Raw genomic sequence first — 22,640 nt, forward strand, 5'->3', positions numbered from 1 at the left:
TGTCTCCTCGACGTGGCGATTCAGTGCAGGTCGAATCTACGCACATCTTCCCATGTATCCACGTCGCTCGTGCTGGCGTGGGGGACGGGGACGGTGCCCAACGTCAGATGACGCCACACCGAGCGCACGGACACGTCCACCGTGGGCACCTCGCGCAACACCGCGCTCAGCGCCGCGGAACGGATCAGCACGGCGAGGTTCTCGGCCCGGCCCTCGTCGGACAACGCCATCACGCCGTCGACCTCCGGGGGGACGTCCTGCGCAGCCCGCACGAGCGCGGGCAGTGCGCGGTCGACATGCGGCATGTCGCATGCGAGCACCGCCGTCCACTCGTGACGTCCGCTCACGCCGTCCAGGACGACGACGCCCGCGGCCACCGCCGCCGCCGGTCCCGAGAAGGGCGGATCCTCCCGGGCGCGTAATACGTCCGGCGGCAGCCGCGGATCCTCGGGCCCCACGACCACCACGGCACCGAACAGGCGCACCGCCGCGACCGTGTGGGCCACCAGCGTGGAGCCCTCGAAGGACAACTGGGCTTTGGGGGCGCCTCCGAGTCGGGAGGAGCGGCCCCCTGCCACGACCACGGTGTCGAAGGGCAGCTGCAAGGACGCGTTCGGGGAGGAGGGCACGGCTCAGTGGGTGGGGGCGGCGTCGTCGGACTCCGCACCCACGGCACGCGACTTCTTGGGCAACCCGGCGATGCGCAGCGCGCATTCCACGGCCACGAGCACGAACGCGATGTAGTACAGGATCATGGTGGGGTAGAAGTACGGGAGCTGCTGGCTCATGCCCACGAGGGACAGCACCACCAGGACCACGGACAGCACCAGGATGACCATGTGCGCCGTGCCGAACGCGCCGGGGCGACCCTTGCGGGCCAGGTACATGGCCGCGAGCGCGAAGAGGATGGGGAACAGCAGCTGCCCCGTGAGCGTGATGCCGTCCTGGACGTAGGGGTAGATGCCCATGGCCTGGACGAGCGCGGTGATCACGAGCAGCACGGGAGCGACGAACGACTTCATGGGGCACCAGTCTACGGGCGCGGGCCCCGGCCCTCCGCGACCGGGCCGGGCACCGTCGGCCGGGAGGGGACGACGTCGCTCGGTCGCCCCGCGAGCGCCTGGAGCCGTTCGCACGGACATCCGGGAACGACGTCGCATGGTTGCCTCGCGAGCCCCCGGGAACCGGTGCGCGGACGCCGTCGGGCATCGCCCGGCAGCCTTGGGGGGGCGTCTGTGCGGCCGCCGTCGGGACCGGGACGGCGAACCGCGAGACCGCTCCTGAAAACCTCGGGAACCAGCGGCAGCACCCAGGCTTATTAGTCCAGCTAAATATGCCGTATTCCCGCACGTCACACGGGTTCACCGCAATGTCCGAGCCACGCCGAACAAAATACGCATTTTCGATACCAAATCGACCTAGCATGCCGGTATGGCAACCACCGAGACCCCTGCCGGGATCGACGGACCGGCATCAGATGCGCTGTTGAAAATGGGACGTTTCTTCTCCCGCTGGGAGGAGACGCCGGACGGCCGCGCCGTCTTCCGTGAGGGTGGTCGCGCGGGTGACGCCTTCTACCGCAACCGCTGGAGCCACGACAAGGTGGTGCGCTCTACCCACGGTGTGAACTGCACGGGGTCGTGCTCGTGGAAGGTGTACGTCAAGGACGGCATCATCACGTGGGAGGCGCAGGAGACGGACTACCCCTCCGTGGGTCCGGACCGCCCCGAGTACGAGCCCCGCGGGTGCCCGCGCGGTGCGGCGTTCTCGTGGTACACCTACTCGCCCACCCGCGTGCGCTACCCGTACATCCGGGGCGTGCTGTTGCAGATGTACCGCGAGGCCAAGCAGCTCCACCACGATCCGGTGCTCGCGTGGGAGTCGATCGTCAACGACCCCGTCAAGCGTCGTGAGTTCCAGCAGGCCCGCGGCAAGGGCGGGTTGGTGCGCGCGAGCTGGCAGGAGGCCGTGGAGATGACCGCGGCCGCGCACGTGCACACCATCAAGACCTACGGCCCGGACCGGTGCACGGGGTTCTCGCCGATCCCCGCGATGTCCATGGTGTCCCACGCGGCGGGTGCGCGGTTCATCAACCTCATCGGTGGGGTCATGAACAGCTTCTACGACTGGTACGCCGATCTGCCCGTGGCCTCGCCACAGGTCTTCGGCGACCAGACGGACGTCCCCGAGTCCGGGGACTGGTGGGATGCCACCTACCTCATGATGTGGGGTTCCAACATCCCCGTGACCCGCACCCCGGACGCGCACTGGCTCGCGGAGGTGCGCTACCGCGGGACCAAGGTGGTCTCGGTGAGCCCGGACTACGCGGACAACACCAAGTTCGCGGACGAGTGGTTGCCCGCACAGGCCGGCACGGACGCCGCGCTCGCCATGGGCATGGGTCACGTGATCCTCAAGGAGAACTTCGTGGACCGTCGCGTGCGGTTCTTCGAGGAGTACGTGCTGCAGTACACGGACCTCCCGTTCCTCATCTCGCTCGACGAGCGCGCGGACGGCACGGTGGTCCCGGACAAGTTCGTCACCGCGGAGGATCTCGCGGCAGCGGGTGATCCCGCCGCCGCGGGGCAGGCCGATCCCGCGTTCAAGACCGTCCTGCTGGATCGGCACACGCACAAGGCCGTGATCCCGCAGGGCTCCATGGGCTTCCGCTACAACGACCAGGACGAGGGCAAGTGGAATCTGGACCTGGGGGATACCCTGCCCGCGCTGTCGATCGCGGATTCGGCCGGGTACGACGGCGGTGTCACCCACCTCGATCTGCCCGCGTTCACCGACCCCACGGGGGCCGGTTCCACGATCCGCCGCGGCGTACCCACCACCACGGTGGCCGGGCGCACGGTGACCACGGTCTTCGACATCATGCTCGCGCAGTACGGCGTGGGTCGCGAGGGCCTACCGGGTGAGTGGTCCGCCGGCTACGACGACGCACGGACCCCCTACACCCCCGCGTGGCAGGAGGAGGTCACGTCTGTCCCCGCGGAGGCCGTGATCCGCACGGCACGCGAGTTCGCCGCGAACGCGGAGAAGTCCCGCGGACGCTCCATGATCATCCTGGGCGCGGGCATCTGCCAGTGGTACCACGGTGACACCACGTACCGGGCCATCCTGGCCATGCTCATGCTGTGCGGGTGCCAGGGACGCAACGGCGGCGGGTGGGCCCACTACGTGGGTCAGGAGAAGGCCCGCCCCATCACCGGGTGGGCGGCCATGGCGTCCGCGAACGACTGGATGCGTCCCCCGCGGTTCATGATCGGCACCGCGTTCTGGTACATGCACACGGACCAGTGGCGCTCGGACGGGTACTCCTCCGACTCCCTGCAGTCGCCGCTCGCGGAGGGTCACCTGAGAGGCATGCACACCGCGGACGTCGTGGCCCAGTCCACGCGGCTCGGGTGGATGCCGTTCTACCCGCAGTTCCACGAGAACTCGCTGGACGTCGCGGACGCGGCGATCGCGGGTGTGGAACGCGGCGAAGCGGCGTCGGAACCCGAATGGATCGCGGCCAAGCTCAAGAACGGCGAGCTGAACTTCGCGGTCGAGGACCCGGACGCCCCCGAGAACTGGCCGCGCACCCTCGTGCTGTGGCGCTCCAACCTGTTCGGTTCCTCTGCGAAGGGCGAGGAGTACTTCCTCAAGCACCTGCTCGGGACCAGCAATAGCGTGCAGGGGCAGGACCACGCGGAGTCCAAGCCGCACGACGTGCGCTGGCGCGACGAAGCACCCGAGGGGAAGCTCGACCTGTTAGTTTCCGCGGACTTCCGCATGACGTCCTCCACGCTGCTGAGCGACGTCGTCTTCCCCGCGGCCACGTGGTACGAGAAGTTCGACCTCTCCTCCACGGACATGCACCCCTACGTGCACGCGTTCACCCCGGCGATCACCCCGCCGTGGGAGGCCAAGACGGACTGGAAGCTGTTCCAGTTGCTCGCGGACGAGGTCGGCAGGCTCTCGGCCGGGCACCTGGACACCCGCAAGGACGTGGTGGCCACCGCGCTGCAGCACGACACCCCGGGGGAGATCGCCCAACCCGGCGGACGCGTGCCCGAGTGGAAGGGCACGGACGTTCCCGCCGTGCCGGGCAAGAACTTGCCCCAGCTGAAGCTCGTGGAGCGTGACTACACGGCCATCGGGGACAAGTTCGTGGCGCTCGGCCCGCTCGCGGACAAGCTCGGGCTGACCACCAAGAACGTCACGTTCGACGTCACCGGGGTCGTGGACCGGCTGGGCCGTCAGCACGGCGTGTTCGACTCCGGCCCGGCCGAAGGCCGCCCCGCGTTGGACTCGGACGCCCGGATGGCGGAGGCCATCCTGAGTCTGTCCGGGACCACCAACGGCGCGCTCGCGACCCAGGGCTTCGAGACCCTCGAGAAGCGCGTGGGCAAACCGCTCGCGGACCTCTCCCGGGGCTCGGAGGAGAAGGTGATCACCTTCACGGAGACCCAGCAGGCCCCCGTGCCCGTGATCACGTCCCCCGAGTGGTCCGGTTCCGAGACCGGTGGCCGCAGGTACGCGCCGTTCACGGTGAACATCGAACGCCTCAAGCCGTTCCACACCCTGACCGGGCGCATGCACTTCTTCCTGGACCACGACTGGCTCAAGGACATGGGGGAGATGCTGCCCATCTACCGGCCCCCGCTGGACATGCACCGGCTCTTCGGTGAACCACAGCTCGGGAAGAAGGGCGAACTGTCGATCGCAGTGCGCTACCTGACCCCGCACAACAAGTGGTCCATCCACTCCGAGTACCAGGACAACCTGTTCATGTTGTCCCTCTCCCGCGGTGGCACCACTGTGTGGATGGCCCCGCAGGACGCCCGCGCGATCGAGGTCAAGGACAACGACTGGGTCGAGTGCGTCAACACCAACGGCGTGTTCGTGGGCCGCGCGGTGGTCTCCCACCGCATGCCGGAGGGCGTGGTGTACGTCCACCACGCACAGGAGCGCACGATCGACGTCCCCAAGTCCGAGACCACGGGCAAGCGCGGCGGGATCCACAACTCCGTCACGCGCATCCTGGTCAAACCCACCCACATGATCGGTGGCTACGCCCACCTGTCCTGGGCCTTCAACTACATGGGGCCCACCGGAAACCAACGGGACATCGTGTCCGTGGTCCGCAAGCGTTCCCAGGAGGTCGAGTACTGATGCGTGTGATGTCCCAAGTTGCCATGGTGATGACCCTGGACAAGTGCATCGGTTGTCACACCTGTTCGGTCACGTGCAAGCAGGCGTGGACCAACCGGGCGGGCACCGAGTACGTGTGGTTCAACAACGTGGAGACCCGCCCCGGTCAGGGCTACCCGCGCCGCTACGAGGACCAGGAGCGGTGGAAGGGCGGCTGGGAACTGAACCGGCGCGGCAACCTCAAGCTCAAGTCCGGTGGCCGGCTCAAGAAACTCGCGCAGTTGTTCGCGTCCCCGGTGCAGCCGGAACTCGCGGACTACTACGAGCCGTGGACCTACGACTACGAGAACCTGGTCAACGCCCCCGCGAGTGACGACTTCCCCGTGGCCCGGCCCAAGTCCCTCATCACGGGTGAGGACACCAAGATCGAGTGGTCCGCCAACTGGGACGACGATCTCGGTGGCGCCACCGAGATGGGTCACCTGGACCCCGTGGTGCAGAAGCTGCGGGACGAGGCGAACGACCGGATCAAGTTCGAGTTCGAACAGACGTTCATGTTCTACCTGCCGCGGTTGTGCGAGCACTGCCTCAACCCGTCCTGCATGGCCTCGTGCCCGTCCGGCGCCATCTACAAACGGTCCGAGGACGGGATCGTGCTCGTGGACCAGGACCGGTGCCGCGGGTGGCGCCAGTGCGTGACCGGGTGCCCGTACAAGAAGATCTACTACAACCACAAGTCCGGCAAGGCCGAGAAGTGCACGTTCTGCTACCCCCGCATCGAGGTGGGCATCCCCACGGTGTGCGCGGAGACGTGCGTGGGGCGCATGCGCTACATCGGCATCTTCCTGTACGACGCCGACAAGGTCACCCAGGCGGCCGCGACGCCCAACGAGCAGGACCTCTACGAGGCCCAGTTGGACCTCATGCTGGACCCCAGCGACCCCGAGGTGATCGACGCCGCTCGCCGGGACGGGATTCCCGAGGACTGGCTCGAGGCGGCCCGCAAGTCGCCTGTGTACGCACTCGCCAAGACCCTGCGCGTGGCCCTGCCGCTGCACCCCGAGTACCGCACCATGCCCATGGTCTGGTACGTCCCGCCGCTGTCGCCCATCGTGGACCTGCTCAAGGAACAGGGCCACGACGGCGAGGACCCGGACAACCTGTTCGGCGCCATCGAGTCCCTGCGGATCCCGGTGGAGTACCTCGCAGAACTGTTCACCGCGGGGGACACCGAGCTGGTCACCCACGTGCTGCGTAAGCTCGCCGCGATGCGCGCCTACATGCGCAACGTCACGCTCGGGGACGAACCGGACGAGTCGATCGCCCAGGCCGTGGGGATGACGGGTTCCGAGATCCGCCAGATGTACCGGCTCATGGCGATCGCCAAGTACGACGAGCGCTACGTGATCCCCGCCGCCCACGTGGAGGACGCCCACAACCTCGAGGAGATCGGGTGTTCCCTGGACGTGGACGGCGGCCCGGGCATGGGTCAGACCGGCGTGTTCGGTGAGGCCTCCGGCCGACCCATGCCGGTCGCCGTCGAGAACTTCGCAGCCTTGCGGGCACGGCAGACGGGCGAGGACCCCACGGGCAACGACCAGTTGGCCGGTCGCGTGAACCTGCTCAACTGGGACGGCAACGGGACCCCCGCGGGACTGTTCCCGGCGCAACCGGAGCGAGATGCGGCGTCGCTCGCGGCGACCTCCGACAACCCGGGTTCGCGACCGGACCAGGGCACCGCCGGGGCGAGCGGGGGCCGGTGATGGGGCTGCTGTCGAGCCTTCTGGGTAGGGCCGGGAAGGGGACCGTGGAGGTGCCCGGGTACCGGGACCGCAACCCGCAGCGTTCCGCGGTGATCCGCCAATCGGCGGCCCTGCTGCTGAGCTACCCGCGCCCCGAGGTGATCGAGCAGCTGCCCCTCGTGGAACGGGCGCTGACCGAGGTGGGCGTGGACCCCGAGCAGGTGGCACCCCTGATCCGGTGGCTGCGGGAATCGGACTTGCGGGAGATCCAGGGCGACTACGTCCAGGAGTTCGACCTGTCTCGGCGCCACAGCCTGCACCTGACCTATTGGACGGACGGTGACACGCGCCGTCGCGGTGAGGCCCTGTCCGCGTTCAAACAGGTCTACCGCGCGCACGGGTGCGAGTTCGGGGACGAGGAACTGCCGGACCACTTGCCCGTGGTGCTCGAATTCGCCGCGCGGGTCTCCGGCGAGGACGGTTTCGAGCTGTTGCAGCGCTACCGCCCGTCCCTGGAGCTGTTGCGTCTGGCGTTGATCCGGGACGACCTGCCCCAGGCGTGCGCCGTGGAACTCGTGTGCTCCACGCTTCCCGGGCCGTCGCCCGAGGACGAGTCAGCCGTGGCCCGGATGGCCGGTTACGGACCGCCCACCGAGGCCGTGGGCCTGGAGGCCTACGACCCCCGCCTGCTGCCCATGACCGGAGGAAACCAGTGAACGTGATCGACACCCTCTTGTGGGGGATCCTGCCGTACGTGGTCATGCTGACCCTCGTGGGAGGGCTGATCTGGCGGTACAAGTACGACCAGTTCGGGTGGACCACGCGCTCGTCCCAGCTCTACGAGTCCCGGTTGCTGCGCATCGCCTCGCCGCTGTTCCACTTCGGCATCCTGGCCGTGCTCGTGGGGCACATCATGGGGCTCATGATCCCCAAGTCGTGGACGGAGGCGGCGGGTCTGTCCCAGCACGCCTACCACTTCCTGGCGCTGTCCATCGGTTCGGTCGCCGGTGTGGGAACGCTCGTGGGCATCGTGATGCTCATCGTGCGCCGTCGCCGGACCGGGCCCGTGTTCATGGCCACCACGGCCAACGACAAGTTCATGTACGTGATGCTGCTCGGCGCGATCCTGGCCGGTCTGGCCACCACGGTGCTGTCCGTGTTCGACCCGGCCACCGTGGACTACCGCGAAACGGTGTCGCCGTGGTTCCGGTCCCTGTGGATCCTGCAACCGGACGTGGGGGCCATGGCCGCCGCCTCCACGAGCTTCCACGTGCACGTGCTGTGGGGCATGGCCCTGTTCGCGGTGTGGCCGTTCACCCGTCTGGTCCACGCCTTCACGGCGCCGCTGCACTACCTCTTCCGCCCGTACATCGTCTACCGCTCGCGGGGTAATGCCCCGCGTGCCGGTTCCGTGAACTACCGCCGTGGTTGGGAGCCCATCGGTACCCAGGACCGCGCCAGTTCACGACGCCGCACGCGGCCCCCGCGCGAACGCTCCGGTTCCACGCGCGTCAAATAACCCGGCCCCTTCCCGCCCCACCCCTGAGGAGAGTCATGTCCGCCGTCCCCGCCGCTGAGGCCGCACCGAACCTGAAACAGGGCCAGTTCAGGAACCTCATCCTGGCCACGTTGGCGTCCACCGTGGGTTTCTGGGCGTGGACCATCGTGGGGCCCCTGTCCAAGCGCTACGCGAACGACATGCACCTGAGTCCCGGGCAGACCGCGATCCTCGTGGCCATGCCGATCTTCGTGGGCTCGATCGCCCGGGTTCCCGTGGGTGCGCTCACCGACAAGTTCGGCGGGCGGCTGATGTTCACGGTGATCCTGGGGATCACCGCGCCGCTCGTGCTGCTCACCGGCGTGGTGGGGGGAATGCACAACTTCCCGCTGCTGGTGGTCGTCGCGTTCTTCCTGGGCATCGCGGGCACGGTCTTCGCGATCGGCATCCCGTTCTGCTCCGCCTGGTACGAGTCCCACCGCAAGGGTTTCGCCACGGGCGTGTTCGGTGCCGGCATGGTGGGCACCGCGGTCTCCGCCTTCTTCACCCCGCGGCTCGTGGCGGCCACCGGGTACTTCGCGACGCACGTGATCATCGCCGTGATCGTGGCCATCAGTGCTGTGCTGTGCTGGTTCATGCTGCGTGACTCCCCGGCGCGCGCGGGTGTCCCCGTGGAGCCGGTGGTGCCGAAGCTGAAGGCGGCGTTCAAGCTCAAGGTCACATGGCAGCTGTGCTTCCTCTACGCCGTGGTCTTCGGCGCGTTCGTGGCGTTCTCCAACTACCTGCCCACGTACCTCGCCAACGTCTACTCGTACGACCCCACCGCCGCCGGGACCCGTACCGCGGGCTTCGCGGTTGCGGCCGTGATCGCCCGCCCCGTGGGCGGCACCCTCGCGGACAAGCTCGGGCCCAAGGTCATCACGCTGCTGTCCCTGGCCGGGACCATCGTGTGCGCGGTGCTCGTGGCGTTCCAGCCCAGCGGCGAGCACGTCTACGGTCCACTGTTCCTGCTCATGGCACTGTTCCTGGGCCTCGGCACCGGCGGCGTGTTCGCGTGGGTTGGCCGGGCGACGCCGGCGGCGAACGTGGGCACCGTGGGTGGCGTGATCGCCGCGGCCGGCGGTCTGGGCGGCTACTTCCCGCCGCTGGTCATGGGCGCCACCTACGACCCCGAGAGCAACTCCTACTTCGTGGGGCTCACCCTGCTCGCGGTGTTCTGCCTTGCCGCGTTCCTGCTGGCACTGGTGGTCCGGCACGGGGAGCGCAAGGCCGAGAAGTGAGGTTGGCGGCGCCGTCGTCCGAGGCATGGACGACGCCGCCGCTGTCACCCCTCCGAACGGGCGCGCAGCGCGTGCTGCACGAGCGCCATGCACTCCTCAGGGGAGTAGTGCAGCTGCCCGGCCACCTCGTCGAGGTACCGGGTGGCGGCGCGTGCCGCGGCGGCGTCGCGGTCGTCCCGGCCCTGCGCGATGAACGTGCCCTTGCGCCCGCGTGTCTCGATCACGCCGTGGGTCTCCATCTCCCGGTAAGCCTTGGCCACGGTGCCCGCGGACAGCCCCAGCTCGGACGCGAGCGCGCGCACCGGTGGGATGCGGTCACCCACCATGAGTTCCCCGGAGGAGACGTCCCGTAGGACGCATTCCACGAGCTGTTCGTACACCGGTGTGGAAGCGGCGGGATCCACCGTGAACATGCCTTGTCCCCTTCAATCGACTCCCCTCATGGTAGGTGGCCTACCGCTGAAAAGGTGGGGTGGGTGTCCGCCCCGACACGTAGGCTGATGGGGTGTCCGAGCACCCAGAACTTCCCGTCCCCGCCGCGGCTCCGGCCGATCCCCGGGCCGTGCAACGCTTCGTCGATCACGCACTGGACCAGGCGCGCGTACTCGGACGCGACCTGCCCGCCCCGGGGGAGGGCACCACGCGTGAACTGTGGCGCGAGCTGAGCGCACTGGGCCGCATGGACCTCGCGTACGCGAGGATCATCGAACCCCACCTGGACGCCCTGGCCATCCTGCGCCAGGCGGGCCGCACCGACCTGATCACCGACCGCGACACGTGGGGCGTGTGGGCCGCGGAGGGGTCGGGCGAGCCGTTGCTGGCCACGCCGTCGTCCGCTGCGCACTCAGCCGATGACGACGCCGCCGACGGTCCGCACTGGACCCTGACCGGGACCAAGCCCTGGTGCTCGCTCGCGGGTTCCGTCTCACGCGCCGTCGTGACCGCGCACGTCACCGACGAGGTCGGGGAACCCACGGGACACCGTCGGGCGTTCGTCGTGGCCACGGACCACCCGGGATTCCGGCCCGAGGCCGCCGCGGGGTGGACGTCCCGCGGTCTCGCCGAGGTCGTCACGGTACCCGTCCGTTTCGAGGGCGTTCCGGCGCAACCGCTCGGCGCGGACGAGTGGTACCTGACCCGCCCGGGCTTCGCGTGGGGCGGGATGGGCGTGGCGGCCGTGTGGCTCGGCGGCGCACAGTCCGTCGCGGATCTGCTGTGGTGCAAACTCGTGCGCCCCGCACGCCCCGTCGACGACGCCGCTCGCACCGCCCTCGGGCAGCTCGACCTCACGCTCGGCGCGGCTCAGGCCGTCCTGGACCGTGCGGCCGCGGCGGTGGACCGCGGCGAGGCCACGGGTGAGCACGGCGCCGCATGGGCGTTGCGCGTGCGCCGCACGGTGGCCGACGCCGCCGACACCGTGATCCGCGTGGTCTCCCGCGCCACCGGGCCCGGTCCGCTCACGGGGGACCCCGCACACGTGCGGCGGGTCGAGTCCCTGCAGGTCTACATCCGCCAGGACCACGCCGAGCGGGACACCGCCGCCCTCGGACGCACCCTGCTGGAGCTGGTCCAGGATGGGTCGGAGGAGACCCCGTGGTGAGCTTCGACCACCGTGATCCGGGCACGCCCGAGGCCGACTGGGCCCGCTGCGGCGCTCTGCACCGCGCCCCCGAGGTGGACCTGACCGGCGTGGACCGGGTCGTCGTGTTCGCGGCCCACCCGGACGACGAGACCTTGGGGGCCGGCGGCACCGTGCACCGGCTCGCGGACGCGGGAGCGGATGTGCGGGTGGTCGTGGCGACCCTGGGGGAGAACTCCCACCCGGATTCACCGACCCACACGCCCGAACGATTGGCCGCATTGCGCCACGAAGAGCTCGCCGCCGCGGTGCACACCCTGACCAGCATGGACACCCCGCCGGAGTACCTCGCCCTGACCGACGGCGGCCTGACCGAGGATGAACTGTCCGAGCCGGTGGCCCGTCATCTCGAATGGCTCGAGCAGGGGGAGCAGCCGTTGGTGATCGTCACGTGGGAGGAGGACGGGCACACCGACCACGAGGTCCTGGCCCGCACGGTCGTCGCGGCCGCCGGGGCGCGGGGGGTGCGCTGCCTGCAGTACCCCGTGTGGTTCTGGCACTGGGGTTCCCCCACGCGCCTGCCGCGCGGGCTCGTGCGGGTCCCACTGGACGACGCCGCTCGCGCTGCCAAGCGCTCCGCCCTGGCCCACCACGTGACCCAGGTGCAGCCGCTGTCCGACCGGCGGGGGGACGAGGTGCTCCTAGGCCCCCACGTGCTCGAACACTTCGATCGTTCGGTCGAGTTTTTCGTGCTCGGCACGCCCGATCAGCGGACCGTGTTCGACCGTGTGCACACCGCGAGCGCGGACCCCTGGGCCGTGGACACCTCGTGGTACGAGCGGCGCAAGCGGGACGTGCTACTCGCGTGCCTGCCGCGGGAGCATTACGGCAGCGTCCTGGATCTGGGGTGCTCCACGGGCGCCCTCACGGTGGAACTGGCCCGGCGCGCGCGTTCCGTGACCGCGGTGGACGCGAGCGACGTCGCCCTGAGCGCCGCCCGCACCCGGCTCGAACGGAAGGGCGTGCCGAACGTGGAACTCGTCAGCGCCGTGCTGCCGCGCGACTGGGACGAGGACTGGTCCCCGCGAGAGCTGATCGTGGTGAGCGAAATGGGGTACTTCTGCTCGCCCGAGCAATGGCGCGAGCTGTTGTGCCGCTGCGTGGCGGCGCTCGCGGACGGCGGGCACCTCGTGCTGTGCCACTGGCGGCACCCGATCGCGGACTGGCCGCTCGACGGCGCGGACGTCCACCGCGAGGCTCGGCGCACTCCCGGGCTGCGCGGGGTGCTGAGCCACCGCGAAACCGATTTCGTGATCGAGGTCTTCGCGCCCGTTCCCGCGGGGAACACGTGATCCGCCGGATCGCCGTGATCATCCCGGCGTGCAACGAAGAGGACCGCGTGGGCCGGTGCCTCGAGTCGGTCGCCGGTGCGATCGCGGGGCTGGGTCATGATCCGTCGTTCGCACGGTCCGAGTGGGCATCCGCCGACGACGTCGCCGGGCCCGCTCCCGGCACGTCCCGAATCGATGCCATGCCGCCCTTGCGGGGGGCGCCGCGCGCTGTGGGGACGGGCGACGTCGAGGTCACGGTCGTGCTCGCCGCGGACGGCTGCACGGACCGGACGGTGGAGCGCGCGCGCCAGGCGTGGGCGGTGTCGAACCGGGACGGTGGCCGAGCCCGACTGGAGATCGTTTCGGGGCAATGGCACAGCGCCGGGGGAGCGCGCGCCGCAGCAGCCCGGCAGGCGCTCGCGGCGTCGGACCCGGAGTGGATCGCCTCCACGGACGCGGACACGATGGTGCCCGAGAACTGGCTGCGCTACCAGGTGCAGCGCGCGGGCGCCGGTGTGGATGCGATTCTCGGGACCGTGGAACCGGATCCGACGGAGTGCCCGCCGCACGTGTACGAGCTGTGGCAGCGCGAACACACGCTCGTAGAGAGCCACCCGCACATCCACGCGGCGAACATGGGTGTGCGCGCCTCGTTCTACGAGCACACGGGCGGTTTCCCGCCCCTGGCGTGCAGTGAGGACGAAGCCCTGCTGGCTGCACTGCACCGAGTGGGCGCACGGGTCGAGGCCACGGACCGGATCCGTGCGGTGACGTCGGGGCGGCTCGAAGGACGTGCGGAGCTCGGGTTCGCGCATCACCTGCGGACGCTCTCACTGCCGCGGGAGGAATCGGAGTGGCGCGCGCCCGTTTCGCCCATCGCAAAAACGCTTGAAGGGCCTCCCTCTCCCGTGACTAACGTAGAAACCATCAGCATCGTCAATCAGGAGGTATGCCATGAGTGAGAAGTCCATCACCGTCAGTCGTCTCATCGACGCCCCGGCGGAGGAGATCTTCGAGATCTTGACACTGCCCGCCAAACACCCCAGCCTGGACGCCTCCGGGACCGTCATCTCTGGCACGGACCAGCGCATCCAGAACGTCGGCGACGTCTTCGTGATGAACATGCACGCCGAGATGATGGGCGGGGACTACAAGACGGAGAACCACGTCACCGGTCTGGACCCCAACAAGCTCATCGCGTGGAAGCCCTGCCCCGAGGGCACCTCCGTGGAGGACAACGGCTGGGAATGGGTGTACGAGCTGCAGCCCGAGGGCTCGGACTCCACCACCGTGACCCTCACCTACTCGTGGGAGCACGCCAACCCCAAGGTGACGAAGAAGATCAGCTTCCCGCTCTTCGGCGAGAAGGTTCTGGAGGAGTCCCTCGAGCGGCTCGCCTCCACCGTCGCCGGTTCCTGACACCCCGCGGAGCGGTGTGCCCCGCGCCACAATGACCGTTCGCCCGTGTCCTCCCGAGGGAGGACACGGGCGTCGTCGTGTCCGGGTGCGGTGCCGCCGCTTCCGCGTGACTCCTGCACGACGTCGCACGGAAACCTCGCGCGGGAGCGGCCCGGGCTCGGGCGCGCACCGGGCGTACCCTGGCCGAGGTCGTGCACGCATGGTACGGCCGGGGCCGGGAAGACGCAGCTGCCCGGGCAGGACAGTCGCAGCAGGAGGTGCACCCGGGTATGGGATCGTCACGCAGGGTGTGGGAGGGGTACGACAGGGGCAGTCCGGGATACAAACGGATCCTCGTGGCTCTGTTGTGCGCCGGCGTGGCCACGTTCGCCCAGCTCTACTCCGTGCAGGGCGTGCTGCCCATCATGGCCCAGGACCTCGACATCGACGCCGCCCAGGCCGCGCTCGCCGTCTCCTCCGCCACGCTGGGTCTCGCCGTGGGGGTGATCCCGTGGTCGCTCGTCTCGGACCGCTGGGGACGACGCTGCGCCATGGTCGCCGCGATCAGCTGCGCCGCCGTCCTGGGCGTGCTCATCAACGTCATGCCCACGTTCGAATCCCTCGTGGGCCTACGGATCCTGGAGGGCGTGGCTCTGGGCGGGATTCCCGCGGTGGCCATGGCGTACCTCGCGGAAGAGGTCAATCCGCGCTACGGGGCCGTGGCAGCCGGGACCTACATCTCCGGGACGAGTCTGGGAGGGCTCTCCGGGCGCATCGTGGCCGCCCCGCTCGCGGACTTCTTCGGCTGGCGCGTGGGGACGAGCGTCGTCGCGCTGATCGCCGCCGCCGCAGCCGTGACCTTCATCCTGTTGATCCCGCGTCAGCGCGGTTTCACGCCCCAGCCCGTGCGGCTCACGGGGGAGCAGGGGATGATCGCGCACCTGTGGGTCAACCTCAAGGACGTGCGCCTGGTAACCCTCTACCTGCAGGGGTTCCTGCTCATGGGTGGTTTCGTGGCGGTGTACAACTACATCGGTTTCCACCTGGGGGATGAACCGTTCAACGTGCCCCAGAGCGTGGTGTCCCTGCTGTTCCTGGCCTATCTCTCCGGGACGTGGTCCTCCGCGCGGGCGGGAAGCCTCGCCGATCGCTTCGGCCGCCGCCCCGTGTTGATCGCCGCGGCCCTGATCATGCTGGGCGGTCTGCTGCTCACGGTCGTCCCGTGGCTGCCGGTGATCGTCGCGGGGCTGCTGGTGTTCACCGCCGGATTCTTCGCGGCGCACTCCGTGGCCAACGGATGGGTTCCCGCCATGGCCACCGAGGGGCGGGCCCAGGCGTCCTCCCTCTACACGCTCTTCTACTACGGCGGCTCCTCCGCGCTGGGGTACGCCGCCGGCATCGCGTTCACGAGCGCGGGCTGGGGCGGGGCGACCCTGTGCATCGGTGCGTTGATCGTGATCGCGATCGTCCTGGCCGCCATCTTCCTGCCACGCCGCCCGGTGGCACCCAGCGGGAACTGAGGTGTGCCGCCGGGTAACGTACGACGGAACCCGAGCGGCGTCGTCGGTGATACCCACCGGGCGGTGAATCGCGCGGCCCGGGGGCCTGGGCCTACGCTGGACGTAATCCAGGACACGTCCGATGGGCCCGCACGATCGGCGGGCGAACCCCGGTCCGCCGCGGCGGTGCCAGCAAGGAGACCCAGTCATGAGCCAGATTCTCGTCCGTCATCTGTTCGGTCCCGGCCCCACCAACCCGTATCCGGAGGCCACCGAGGCGCTGGCGCGGCCGCTGCTGGGCCACCTCGATCCGCAGTTCCTGGAGATCATGGACAGCGCGTGCGACGGTCTGCGCGCGGTGTGGGGCACCGAGAACCGCCGCACGCTTCCGCTCTCCGCGACCGGTTCGGCCGGCATGGAGGCCGCGTTCGTGAACTTCGTGAATCCCGGGGATCCGGTGGTGATCGCGGTCAACGGTCTGTTCGGGGAGCGCATGTGCGACGTCGCCTGCCGGTGCGGCGCGGACGTGATCCGCGTGGACTTCCCCTTCGGCGAAGCCGTGGACGCGGAGAAGGTCGCCGCGGCCCACCCCTCGCCCAAGATCATCGCGGCGGTGCACGCGGAGACTTCCACGGGCGTGCGCTCGGACATCGCCGCCCTGGGCCGGATCAAGGGTGACGCACTGCTGCTCGTGGACGCCGTGACCTCGATCGGCGGCATCGAGCTCAAGGCGGACGAGTGGGGTATCGACATCGGCTACGCCGGGACCCAGAAATGCCTGGGTGTGGCTCCGGGGCTCGCGCCGTTCACGGTGTCCGAGCGCGCGTGGCAGCGCCGGGTCGAGAAGCCGCGTTCGTGGTACCTGGACCTCGGCATGCTGGGCGGTTACGTGGGGGAGGCCTCCGGTTCCAGTCGCACCTACCACCACACCGCGCCCGTGGCGATGGTCGCGTCCCTCGAGGCGGGTCTGCGCCGTGTCCTCGACGAGGGGCTCGACGCCGTTCGCGAGCGTCACGAGGCCGCCGGCCGCGCGCTGCAGGACGGTTTGGAGGCCATGGGCCTGGAACTGTTCGCGGCGCAGGGACACCGCTTGCCGGAACTGACCACGGTCAAGGTGCCGGAGGGCGTGGACTCGGCCGCGGTGCGCAGGGAACTGCTCGAGAAGTACGACATCGAGATCGGCGCCGGTGTGAAGGAGTACACGAACACGGTGTGGCGCATCGGGCTCATGGGTCCGAACGCCGCCCCGGAGTCGGTCACGCTGATCCTGGGTGCGCTGCGGGAGGTGCTGGGCCGCTAACGGGCGCCGAGCCCGCCCATTTCGGGGAACATCTGTGCTGCGATAAGACGCGAAATCGGGGTTCTGATGTGCGTGGTGCAGCACAGAAGTTGTGCGCACCCGCCGACGCCCTCATCCGCAGCACCCTCGCCGGTCCGACACCACCCCCACGGACAGCGGTCCACCGCACACTGCCCCCAACGACACAGTGGGCCCCGCCGGATCCGGCGGGGCCCACTGTGCATCTGTGCAAAGAGGGGATCAGATGCTCAACTGCTCCTTGATCGCACCCACGAAGGCCTCAAGGTCACCGGGGTCGCGGGAGGTGATCAGGGTCCACTCGTTGGCGGGGCACACCTTGACCTCCTGGTCCACCCAGTTGCCGCCGGCATTGGTGATGTCGGTCTTCAGCGACGCGTAGGACGTGAGGGTCTTGCCGTCCACCACGCCGGTCTCCACGAGCAGCCACGGGCCGTGGCACAAGGCGGCCACTGGGCGGCCAGAGGACGCGAAGGCCTTCGCGATCTCCTGCGCGTCCTCGTTCAGGCGCAGGGCGTCCGCATTGAGCGTGCCGCCGGGCAGCAGCAGCAGGTCGTACTCGGACTCGTTGACGCTGGAGATGGTCTGGTCCACGGGGAAGGTCTCCCCCCGGTCCCAGTCGCCCACGAGGGACTTCACCTCGCCGGTCTCGGGGGCGGCCACCGTGACCTCCGCCCCGTCGGCCCGCAACTTCTCCAGGGGCACCTTCAACTCGTCCTGCTCTACGCCCTGGTTGGTCACCAGAACGAGAATCTTCTTGCCGGATAATTCAGCCATTGTCGAGAATCCTTTCTCTTGGTTGGTGGTTCCACTGTGGCACCGCGGCACTTTCCCTGGCAAGGGTGTCCCCGCCGGTTCCGCTATCAGCGACACGATCATGACGCCGCCGCGCGGCGTCTGCTGCGTGCACCCAGCGTCCCCTCACGCGAAGGGCTGCGACACCCGGTCCAGTGCGGCGATGTCGTCCGCGCCCAGGTGCAGTGCGGGCGCCGCCACCAGCGAGGACAGCTGCGCGGCGGAGGATGCGGAAGCAATGGGTGCGGTGACGCCCTTGGCGAGCAGCCACGCGAGGGCCACGGTTGCCGGCTCGGCGCGGTGCCTGTCCGCCACGGAGACCAGTTCCTCCACAACCGCGAAACCCTCGGGGGAGACGTACTCCCGGGCCATCTGCTCGCGGGCCGCTCCTTCGAGGTCCTCGGTGGTGCGGTACTTGCCCGTGAGGAAGCCGGAGGCCAGGGCGAAGTAGGGGAACACGGCAGCGTCGTACTCCCGGGCGATCGCGGCGTAGTCCCGCTCGAAATCGCGGCGGTGCACCAGGTTGTACTGCGGCTGGATGGCCGCGGGCACCGCCAAGCCGCGCTCGCGGGCCACCGTGAAGAACTCGCGCATGCGCTGCGGCGAGTAGTTGGACAGCCCTACCGCGTGCACGCGCCCGGAGTCCACGAGCTCGTGAAAGGTTTCCACTTGCTGCTCGATGGGCGTGTCCGCGTCGTCATAGTGTGCGTAGTAGAGGTCCACGTAGCCGGTCTGCAACCGATCGAGGGACGCCTCGAGAGAAGCCACCACGGTGTCGTGGGCCAGGCCGCGAAACCGCGGGTGCGCACCGGTCTTGGTCGCGAGCACCACGGAGTCACGGTTGCCGCGCGCCGCGAACCAGCGCCCCAGAACCGTCTCGGACTCCCCGCCCTCGTGGCCCTCGGCCCACACGGAGTACATGTCGGCGGTGTCCACGAAGTTTCCGCCCGCGGCCACGAAGGTGTCCAGGACGTCGAAGGACTGCTGCTCGTCGCTCGTCCACCCGAACGTGTTCCCGCCCAGGTTCAGCCGGAAGATCTCCTGCTCGATCCCGGCGATCCGTGCGGTGGTGGGTGCGTGCTGGCTCATGGGAACCTCCTGCGGTGGTGTGGTGGCCGGTCGGGGCCTTTTCCTTGGCGACTGTAACAAGCCGACATTACGGGGCGGGCAGTGTCAGGCGACGCCCGGCTCGGGGGCCTGCGCGACCTGGATGAGAGTGCCCCAGGGGTCCTCGAAGCGCAGCACGGCGCCGTCGTGGCGAGTGGCCACGCGGTGGTCCGTGAGGCGCTCCTCCAGCGCGGCGATGTCCTCGCCGGTGGGGAGGTCGATGTTGACCTGGCCCAGGCCCAGGGACGCGGCGCGCGGACCGGCGCCCGCGCTGTTCCACGTGTTCAGAGCGATGTGGTGGTGGTAGCCGCCGGCGGAGATGAACAGGGCGGACCCGGCGTCGCTCATCACCTCGAAGCCGAGCGTGTCCACGTAGAACTCACGCCCGGTGGAAATGTCGCCCACCTGCAGGTGGACGTGACCCAGCGTGGAGGCCGGTGCCGTGGTCGGCTGTGGCGCCTCCAGGGACAGATTCGTGCGCAGGAACTCGTTCGGGTCCAGATAGTTGGAGGCCAGGCTGAGCAGGCCGTTCGCCTCGCGCTGCCAGGTCTCCCGGGGGCGGTCGGCATAGAGCTCCACGCCGTTGCCCTCGGGGTCCGTGAAGTAGAAGGCCTGGCTGTAGAGGTGGTCCGCGGAACCCGTGAAGGTGCCCGGTGCGAAACGGGCCATCGAGGCGAGCGCGCGGGCCAGGGCGGCGTCGTCGTCGAAGAGCACGGCGGTGTGGAACAGGCCCGCCTGGTTCGGGCGCCAGGATGGCAGGTCCATGACGCGGCGCAGGCGCAGGACCACGCGGCCGTCGTGGCCCAGTACGGCGGTGTCCCCGGAGTGCTGCAGGACGTCCAGGGTCACGCCGGTGGAGTAGTAGGCGATCATCCGGTCCAGGTCCTTCACGAGCAGCTCCACGGCACCCATGGTGGTGCCGTCGGAGAGCAGGTCGTCCGCCGGGCGGCGGCGCAGGCTGCGGGGATCGGGGCGTTGGATGAGCAGGGACACGGGAACCACTTCCTTGTCGGGGGACGGCCCAGGAGGCCGCCGGAATACTCAACATATTACCTAAGAAATAGTTACTGTCGCAAGTACATCCGACAAAAACATGGATGCACGTCAACAAAAAGCCACCTTGTGATGGGCCAATCATCACGTCGCCCCTCGGGCGGCCAATCGACCCTGACCACTCGGCCGAGCCCTGGTCGACGGGTCTGGGCGTGTCGAGCAGAGAGGGGGCAGACCCGTGGGAGGGTTTCTGGACCGGCGCCCCGAGCAGTTCCTCGCCGCCTGCTGGCAGCACCTGGGCCTCACGGCGCTGGCTACGGTGATCGCCCTCGTGCTCGTCCTTCCCCTGGGCCTTGCACTGACCCGCGGCCCGCTGCGTCGATTCGGGCGTCCCGTGCTCGTGGCCGCGGGCATCGGAGAGGGGGCACCCGCCATCGGTCTGATGGTGCTGCTGGCGTGCGTCCCGGGCTTCGGGGTCTGCTCCTCGGTCGCGGGCCTCATGGCCTGTGCGGTGCTCCCGGCTCTACAGGTCTTCACGGCGGGGCGGGCACCCCCGCGGTGGGTGGTCAGCCGCCCTGCTCCTGGATGATCGCGATCTTCTGCCATACCTTCCGCGCCATGTCCGATGTGAGGGCCTCGATGCCCTCCACGGCGTCCAGCACGTCTGCGTCCGTGGTGTCCTCTGCGAACAGTGCGGCGGTCTTGCCCACGAGCGAGAGCATCTCCGTGCAGTAGTCCAGGTACTGGGTCATCTGTGCGCGCGTCAGTGCCAGTTCGTCCTCCCGCGTGTCCTCGGTGTAGACCCTGGCGGCGGGCAGGCGCTCCGGGACCTTCACGAGCTGGTGCATGTCAATCACGTGGGCGAGCGAGCGCAGCCGGTGCACCACGCGCAGCACGTGGGCGCGCTCCAGGCGTTGCGGCACCGCGAGCAGGAAGAAGATGGCGATGCCCGCGAAGACGAGGTCGTTGACCACCGTCTCCAGCAGGGGTAGCCAGTCCACCGGGCCGAGGGCGTCCGGGTCCGCCCAGATGCTCAGCGCCGCCAGGGTGATGGCCGTGCCGAAGACGAGCAGCACCACCAGGACGCCCAGCCGGGACAGGGCGCGGGCGGTGCGGATCCGGCGCCGGCTGATGCCACCACCCTCGGTGACCTCGTCCACCAGGGCGATCAGCTCACCGCAGACCTCCCACAGGCTGCGCTGGGGGAAGCGGGAGTAGATCCTGCGCTGCAGGGCGGCCGCGGACGCGCGCACGGCCTGGTTGTCCAGGTGCTGGTAGCGGCTCTCGGGCGGTGGCCCGTCGTCGTGGTCGTCGGGGCGGGCGGGAAGCGGGCGGGGCGAGCGCATCCCAGTAGGGTACGTGACCTGCCCGCCCCCGGTGCATGTAGCGGTTGTTGCGCGCGGCGCGGGCGGGGTCGTGGGCTGCTCCCTGCCAGAACGCCATGACCACGCTGGCCTCGTCCAGGGGCATGACCTTGCGGCAGAACGCCACCAGCGCGCCGAGTCCGGACAGCCCCACGGCTGCGCGCTCCGCCCTCTCGTTGGTGCGCTCGAAGACGTGGGTGCAGGTGGCCTCCAGCAGGTCCGCCTTGTCCGCGAAGTAGGTCTTCAGGGCGCCGTTGGCGTAGCCGGCCCCGGCGGAGATCTGGCGCATGGTCACCGCGAAGGATCCCGTCGTCTCCGCGACCAACCGCGAGGTGGAGTCCGTCGTGGAGCGGGACACCTCCGTGGCCGGTGAGCTGCCGGTGCTGGAGGAGGAGTTCGAGATGGTCGAGCAGATCCTCTCGACCGACGATCGCTGGCTCGCCTCACTGGAGTGCCGCGGCCTGCCCGTGGAGAAGGTCCGGGTGACACCGCTGTCCGCGGGCGTGTTCGAGTACCCGGACGAGAAGGGGCGGCGGATGCTGCGCGCCCCTGCATTCCTGCAGAAGGAGGAGCATAAGCCCGCGTGGGCGACCCCATCGACGGGCTGGTGGCCTACGTGGACGTCACCAACCACGTGGTGGACCAGGTGCTGGACCTCGAGCTGGTGCCCGTCCCGGAAGAGGATGGCGACTACTCGGACCCGAAGCTGATCGGGCCCACGCGCACCACCCAGAAGCCCATCGAGATCATCCAGCCGGAGGGCCCGTCCTTCACGGTGACCGGCGGCAACCACGCGGAGTGGGAGAAGTGGAGCCTGGACCTGGGCTTCGACATGCGCGAGGGGCTGGTGCTGCACAACATCGCGTTCGAGGAGAAGGGGCAGAAGCGCCGCATCCTGGACCGCGCGGCCATCGCGGAGATGATGGTGCCCTACGGTGATCCATCCCAGGTGCGCTCCTGGCAGAACTACTTCGACGCCGGCGAGTACCTGGTGGGCCAGTGGGCCAACTCGCTGGAGCTCGGCTGCGACTGTCGGCGAGATCACCCACCTCTCGCCCGTGGTGGTCACCGGACGCGGTGAGCTGCGCGAGATCGCACCGAGGCTGGGTGCGCCGTGGCGCCAGCACCTGTTCTCGGCGCGCCTGGACATCGCGCTCGACGGCGGCCCCTGCCGCCTGGAAGAGGAGGAGGACGCCGTGCGCGTGTCCCTGTCCTCGGACGTGAGCCCGCGCGGCAACGCGTTCACGCGCAAGCGCACCGTGCTGGCCACCGAGAAGGAGGCCGTGCGGGACGCCGACGCGGCCGTGGGCCGCACCTGGGTCGTCTCCAGCGCCGAGCCCACCAATCGCCTGGGTCACCCGGTCGCGTACAAGCTGCGCCCCGAGGGCTTCTTCGACCGCTCGCCGGTCCTGGGCGTCCCCGCTCCCTCCAAGGGCCACTGCTGCGCGGGGGAACAGGAGCAGTCCTGCGGCTGCGAGTCGTAGGACCACCCGCGCCGGTCTGTGCCGGCAGTGCGTGATCGAGGCGCCCACCCTTGGCGGGGGGCGTGCGCCTCCCGACGGCGCCGTGCCCGGCCTGTGTGAGGCGCGGA

At 69.5% G+C, this 22,640-nt stretch carries 20 protein-coding genes and 1 pseudogene; 13 read left to right on the forward strand and 8 right to left on the reverse strand.

The genetic code is table 11. The annotated features are described in order from the left end of the window. Positions 1 to 20: 20 nt before the first annotated feature. Both Q9R22_RS11915 and Q9R22_RS11920 read right to left on the reverse strand, forming a co-directional pair. Positions 21 to 629, reverse strand: a complete 609-nt coding sequence (locus tag Q9R22_RS11915; protein ID WP_131333538.1) for a molybdenum cofactor guanylyltransferase — start codon at positions 627 to 629, stop codon at positions 21 to 23. A gap of 3 nt (positions 630 to 632) precedes the next feature. Then, positions 633 to 1,022 carry a hypothetical protein gene (locus Q9R22_RS11920; protein ID WP_131333536.1) on the reverse strand — a complete coding sequence of 130 codons (390 nt, stop codon included), beginning with the start codon at positions 1,020 to 1,022 and terminating at the stop codon, positions 633 to 635. 409 nt (positions 1,023 to 1,431) lie between these two features. On the opposite strand from Q9R22_RS11920, the gene Q9R22_RS11925 reads away from it, so the two are divergent. From Q9R22_RS11925 to Q9R22_RS11945, 5 genes are read left to right on the forward strand one after another with little or no spacing between them, the layout of a single operon-like run. Further along, positions 1,432 to 5,166 carry a nitrate reductase subunit alpha gene (locus Q9R22_RS11925; protein WP_131333534.1) on the forward strand — a complete coding sequence of 1,245 codons (3,735 nt, stop codon included), beginning with the start codon at positions 1,432 to 1,434 and terminating at the stop codon, positions 5,164 to 5,166. Further along, positions 5,166 to 6,908: a nitrate reductase subunit beta gene (gene narH, locus Q9R22_RS11930; RefSeq protein ID WP_131333533.1), complete on the forward strand. Its 1,743-nt coding sequence runs from the start codon at positions 5,166 to 5,168 to the stop codon at positions 6,906 to 6,908. The genes Q9R22_RS11925 and narH overlap by 1 nt, the downstream gene beginning before the upstream one ends. Next, positions 6,908 to 7,603: a nitrate reductase molybdenum cofactor assembly chaperone gene (narJ, locus tag Q9R22_RS11935; protein WP_131333531.1), complete on the forward strand. Its 696-nt coding sequence runs from the start codon at positions 6,908 to 6,910 to the stop codon at positions 7,601 to 7,603. Before narH ends, narJ begins: the two co-directional genes overlap by 1 nt. Next, positions 7,600 to 8,406, forward strand: a complete 807-nt coding sequence (gene narI / locus Q9R22_RS11940; RefSeq protein ID WP_131333529.1) for a respiratory nitrate reductase subunit gamma — start codon at positions 7,600 to 7,602, stop codon at positions 8,404 to 8,406. The genes narJ and narI overlap by 4 nt, the downstream gene beginning before the upstream one ends. A gap of 35 nt (positions 8,407 to 8,441) precedes the next feature. Further along, positions 8,442 to 9,665 (forward strand): nitrate/nitrite transporter, encoded by a 1,224-nt coding sequence (locus tag Q9R22_RS11945; protein WP_131333527.1) that lies wholly within the window; start codon positions 8,442 to 8,444, stop codon positions 9,663 to 9,665. A gap of 44 nt (positions 9,666 to 9,709) precedes the next feature. On the opposite strand, the gene Q9R22_RS11950 is transcribed toward Q9R22_RS11945, so the two are convergent. Next, positions 9,710 to 10,078, reverse strand: coding sequence for a GntR family transcriptional regulator (locus tag Q9R22_RS11950; protein WP_131333525.1), 369 nt, complete (start codon positions 10,076 to 10,078; stop codon positions 9,710 to 9,712). 92 nt (positions 10,079 to 10,170) lie between these two features. Between Q9R22_RS11950 and Q9R22_RS11955 the strand changes: the two genes are divergently transcribed. The 6 genes from Q9R22_RS11955 to Q9R22_RS11980 all read left to right on the forward strand — a co-directional run bounded on the left by Q9R22_RS11955 (position 10,171) and on the right by Q9R22_RS11980 (position 16,772). After that, positions 10,171 to 11,265 (forward strand): acyl-CoA dehydrogenase family protein, encoded by a 1,095-nt coding sequence (locus tag Q9R22_RS11955; protein WP_242670492.1) that lies wholly within the window; start codon positions 10,171 to 10,173, stop codon positions 11,263 to 11,265. Next, the gene (locus tag Q9R22_RS11960) at positions 11,262 to 12,596 is read left to right on the forward strand and encodes a bifunctional PIG-L family deacetylase/class I SAM-dependent methyltransferase (RefSeq protein ID WP_131333523.1); all 1,335 of its coding nucleotides are present in this window, start codon (positions 11,262 to 11,264) and stop codon (positions 12,594 to 12,596) included. Before Q9R22_RS11955 ends, Q9R22_RS11960 begins: the two co-directional genes overlap by 4 nt. Then, a complete protein-coding gene (locus Q9R22_RS11965) occupies positions 12,593 to 13,537 on the forward strand; it encodes a glycosyltransferase family 2 protein (protein WP_311254271.1) in 945 nt (314 codons plus the stop codon). The genes Q9R22_RS11960 and Q9R22_RS11965 overlap by 4 nt, the downstream gene beginning before the upstream one ends. Then, entirely contained in the window at positions 13,530 to 13,994 is a 465-nt protein-coding gene (locus Q9R22_RS11970) for an SRPBCC domain-containing protein (protein ID WP_064847396.1), read from the forward strand. The genes Q9R22_RS11965 and Q9R22_RS11970 overlap by 8 nt, the downstream gene beginning before the upstream one ends. 269 nt (positions 13,995 to 14,263) lie before the next feature. Next, positions 14,264 to 15,493 (forward strand): MFS transporter, encoded by a 1,230-nt coding sequence (locus tag Q9R22_RS11975; protein ID WP_165489814.1) that lies wholly within the window; start codon positions 14,264 to 14,266, stop codon positions 15,491 to 15,493. Positions 15,494 to 15,680: 187 nt separating this feature from the next. Then, complete coding sequence (locus Q9R22_RS11980) at positions 15,681 to 16,772, forward strand: alanine--glyoxylate aminotransferase family protein (protein ID WP_131333517.1); 1,092 nt, start codon at positions 15,681 to 15,683, stop codon at positions 16,770 to 16,772. Between the two features lie 240 nt (positions 16,773 to 17,012). Here the strand turns inward: Q9R22_RS11980 and Q9R22_RS11985 are convergent, their stop codons facing one another. The 3 genes from Q9R22_RS11985 to Q9R22_RS11995 all read right to left on the reverse strand — a co-directional run bounded on the left by Q9R22_RS11985 (position 17,013) and on the right by Q9R22_RS11995 (position 19,694). Beyond that, positions 17,013 to 17,567 carry a type 1 glutamine amidotransferase domain-containing protein gene (locus tag Q9R22_RS11985; protein WP_131333515.1) on the reverse strand — a complete coding sequence of 185 codons (555 nt, stop codon included), beginning with the start codon at positions 17,565 to 17,567 and terminating at the stop codon, positions 17,013 to 17,015. 144 nt (positions 17,568 to 17,711) lie between these two features. Then, positions 17,712 to 18,674: an aldo/keto reductase gene (locus tag Q9R22_RS11990; protein ID WP_131333514.1), complete on the reverse strand. Its 963-nt coding sequence runs from the start codon at positions 18,672 to 18,674 to the stop codon at positions 17,712 to 17,714. Between the two features lie 84 nt (positions 18,675 to 18,758). Then, entirely contained in the window at positions 18,759 to 19,694 is a 936-nt protein-coding gene (locus Q9R22_RS11995; RefSeq protein ID WP_131333512.1) for a VOC family protein, read from the reverse strand. Between the two features lie 229 nt (positions 19,695 to 19,923). Here Q9R22_RS11995 and Q9R22_RS12000 point away from each other — a divergent pair, with 229 nt between their 5' ends. Then, on the forward strand, positions 19,924 to 20,274 hold the full coding sequence (locus Q9R22_RS12000; RefSeq protein ID WP_131333510.1) for a hypothetical protein: 351 nt from the start codon (positions 19,924 to 19,926) through the stop codon (positions 20,272 to 20,274). On the opposite strand, the gene Q9R22_RS12005 is transcribed toward Q9R22_RS12000, so the two are convergent. Continuing rightward, positions 20,252 to 20,938 carry a hypothetical protein gene (locus Q9R22_RS12005; protein ID WP_242670489.1) on the reverse strand — a complete coding sequence of 229 codons (687 nt, stop codon included), beginning with the start codon at positions 20,936 to 20,938 and terminating at the stop codon, positions 20,252 to 20,254. The two genes, Q9R22_RS12000 and Q9R22_RS12005, sit on opposite strands and share 23 nt — an antisense overlap. Next, positions 20,859 to 21,338, reverse strand: a complete 480-nt coding sequence (locus tag Q9R22_RS12010) for a hypothetical protein (RefSeq protein WP_242670488.1) — start codon at positions 21,336 to 21,338, stop codon at positions 20,859 to 20,861. The genes Q9R22_RS12005 and Q9R22_RS12010 overlap by 80 nt, the downstream gene beginning before the upstream one ends. A gap of 13 nt (positions 21,339 to 21,351) precedes the next feature. Between Q9R22_RS12010 and Q9R22_RS12015 the strand changes: the two are divergent. Further along, a pseudogene (locus Q9R22_RS12015) lies at positions 21,352 to 22,533 on the forward strand (hypothetical protein); the annotation flags it as partial. Positions 22,534 to 22,640 lie beyond the last annotated feature (107 nt).

Origin of the sequence: Kocuria sp. PD6, assembly GCF_031844145.1 — a bacterium.
GTDB lineage: Bacteria > Actinomycetota > Actinomycetes > Actinomycetales > Micrococcaceae > Kocuria > Kocuria marina.

What these genes read in the sequence shown, in the direction of transcription:
- Q9R22_RS11945 (WP_131333527.1), top strand. Translation starts at nt 8,442, where the DNA reads ATGTCCGCCGTCCCCGCCGCTGAGGCCGCACCGAACCTGAAACAGGGC.
- Q9R22_RS11920 (WP_131333536.1), bottom strand. Translation starts at nt 1,022, where the DNA reads ATGAAGTCGTTCGTCGCTCCCGTGCTGCTCGTGATCACCGCGCTCGTC.
- Q9R22_RS11970 (WP_064847396.1), top strand. Translation starts at nt 13,530, where the DNA reads ATGAGTGAGAAGTCCATCACCGTCAGTCGTCTCATCGACGCCCCGGCG.
- Q9R22_RS11980 (WP_131333517.1), top strand. Translation starts at nt 15,681, where the DNA reads ATGAGCCAGATTCTCGTCCGTCATCTGTTCGGTCCCGGCCCCACCAAC.
- Q9R22_RS11950 (WP_131333525.1), bottom strand. Translation starts at nt 10,078, where the DNA reads ATGTTCACGGTGGATCCCGCCGCTTCCACACCGGTGTACGAACAGCTC.
- narH (WP_131333533.1), top strand. Translation starts at nt 5,166, where the DNA reads ATGCGTGTGATGTCCCAAGTTGCCATGGTGATGACCCTGGACAAGTGC.
- Q9R22_RS11985 (WP_131333515.1), bottom strand. Translation starts at nt 17,567, where the DNA reads ATGGCTGAATTATCCGGCAAGAAGATTCTCGTTCTGGTGACCAACCAG.
- Q9R22_RS11925 (WP_131333534.1), top strand. Translation starts at nt 1,432, where the DNA reads ATGGCAACCACCGAGACCCCTGCCGGGATCGACGGACCGGCATCAGAT.
- Q9R22_RS12010 (WP_242670488.1), bottom strand. Translation starts at nt 21,338, where the DNA reads ATGCGCCAGATCTCCGCCGGGGCCGGCTACGCCAACGGCGCCCTGAAG.
- narJ (WP_131333531.1), top strand. Translation starts at nt 6,908, where the DNA reads ATGGGGCTGCTGTCGAGCCTTCTGGGTAGGGCCGGGAAGGGGACCGTG.
- Q9R22_RS11990 (WP_131333514.1), bottom strand. Translation starts at nt 18,674, where the DNA reads ATGAGCCAGCACGCACCCACCACCGCACGGATCGCCGGGATCGAGCAG.
- Q9R22_RS11975 (WP_165489814.1), top strand. Translation starts at nt 14,264, where the DNA reads ATGGGATCGTCACGCAGGGTGTGGGAGGGGTACGACAGGGGCAGTCCG.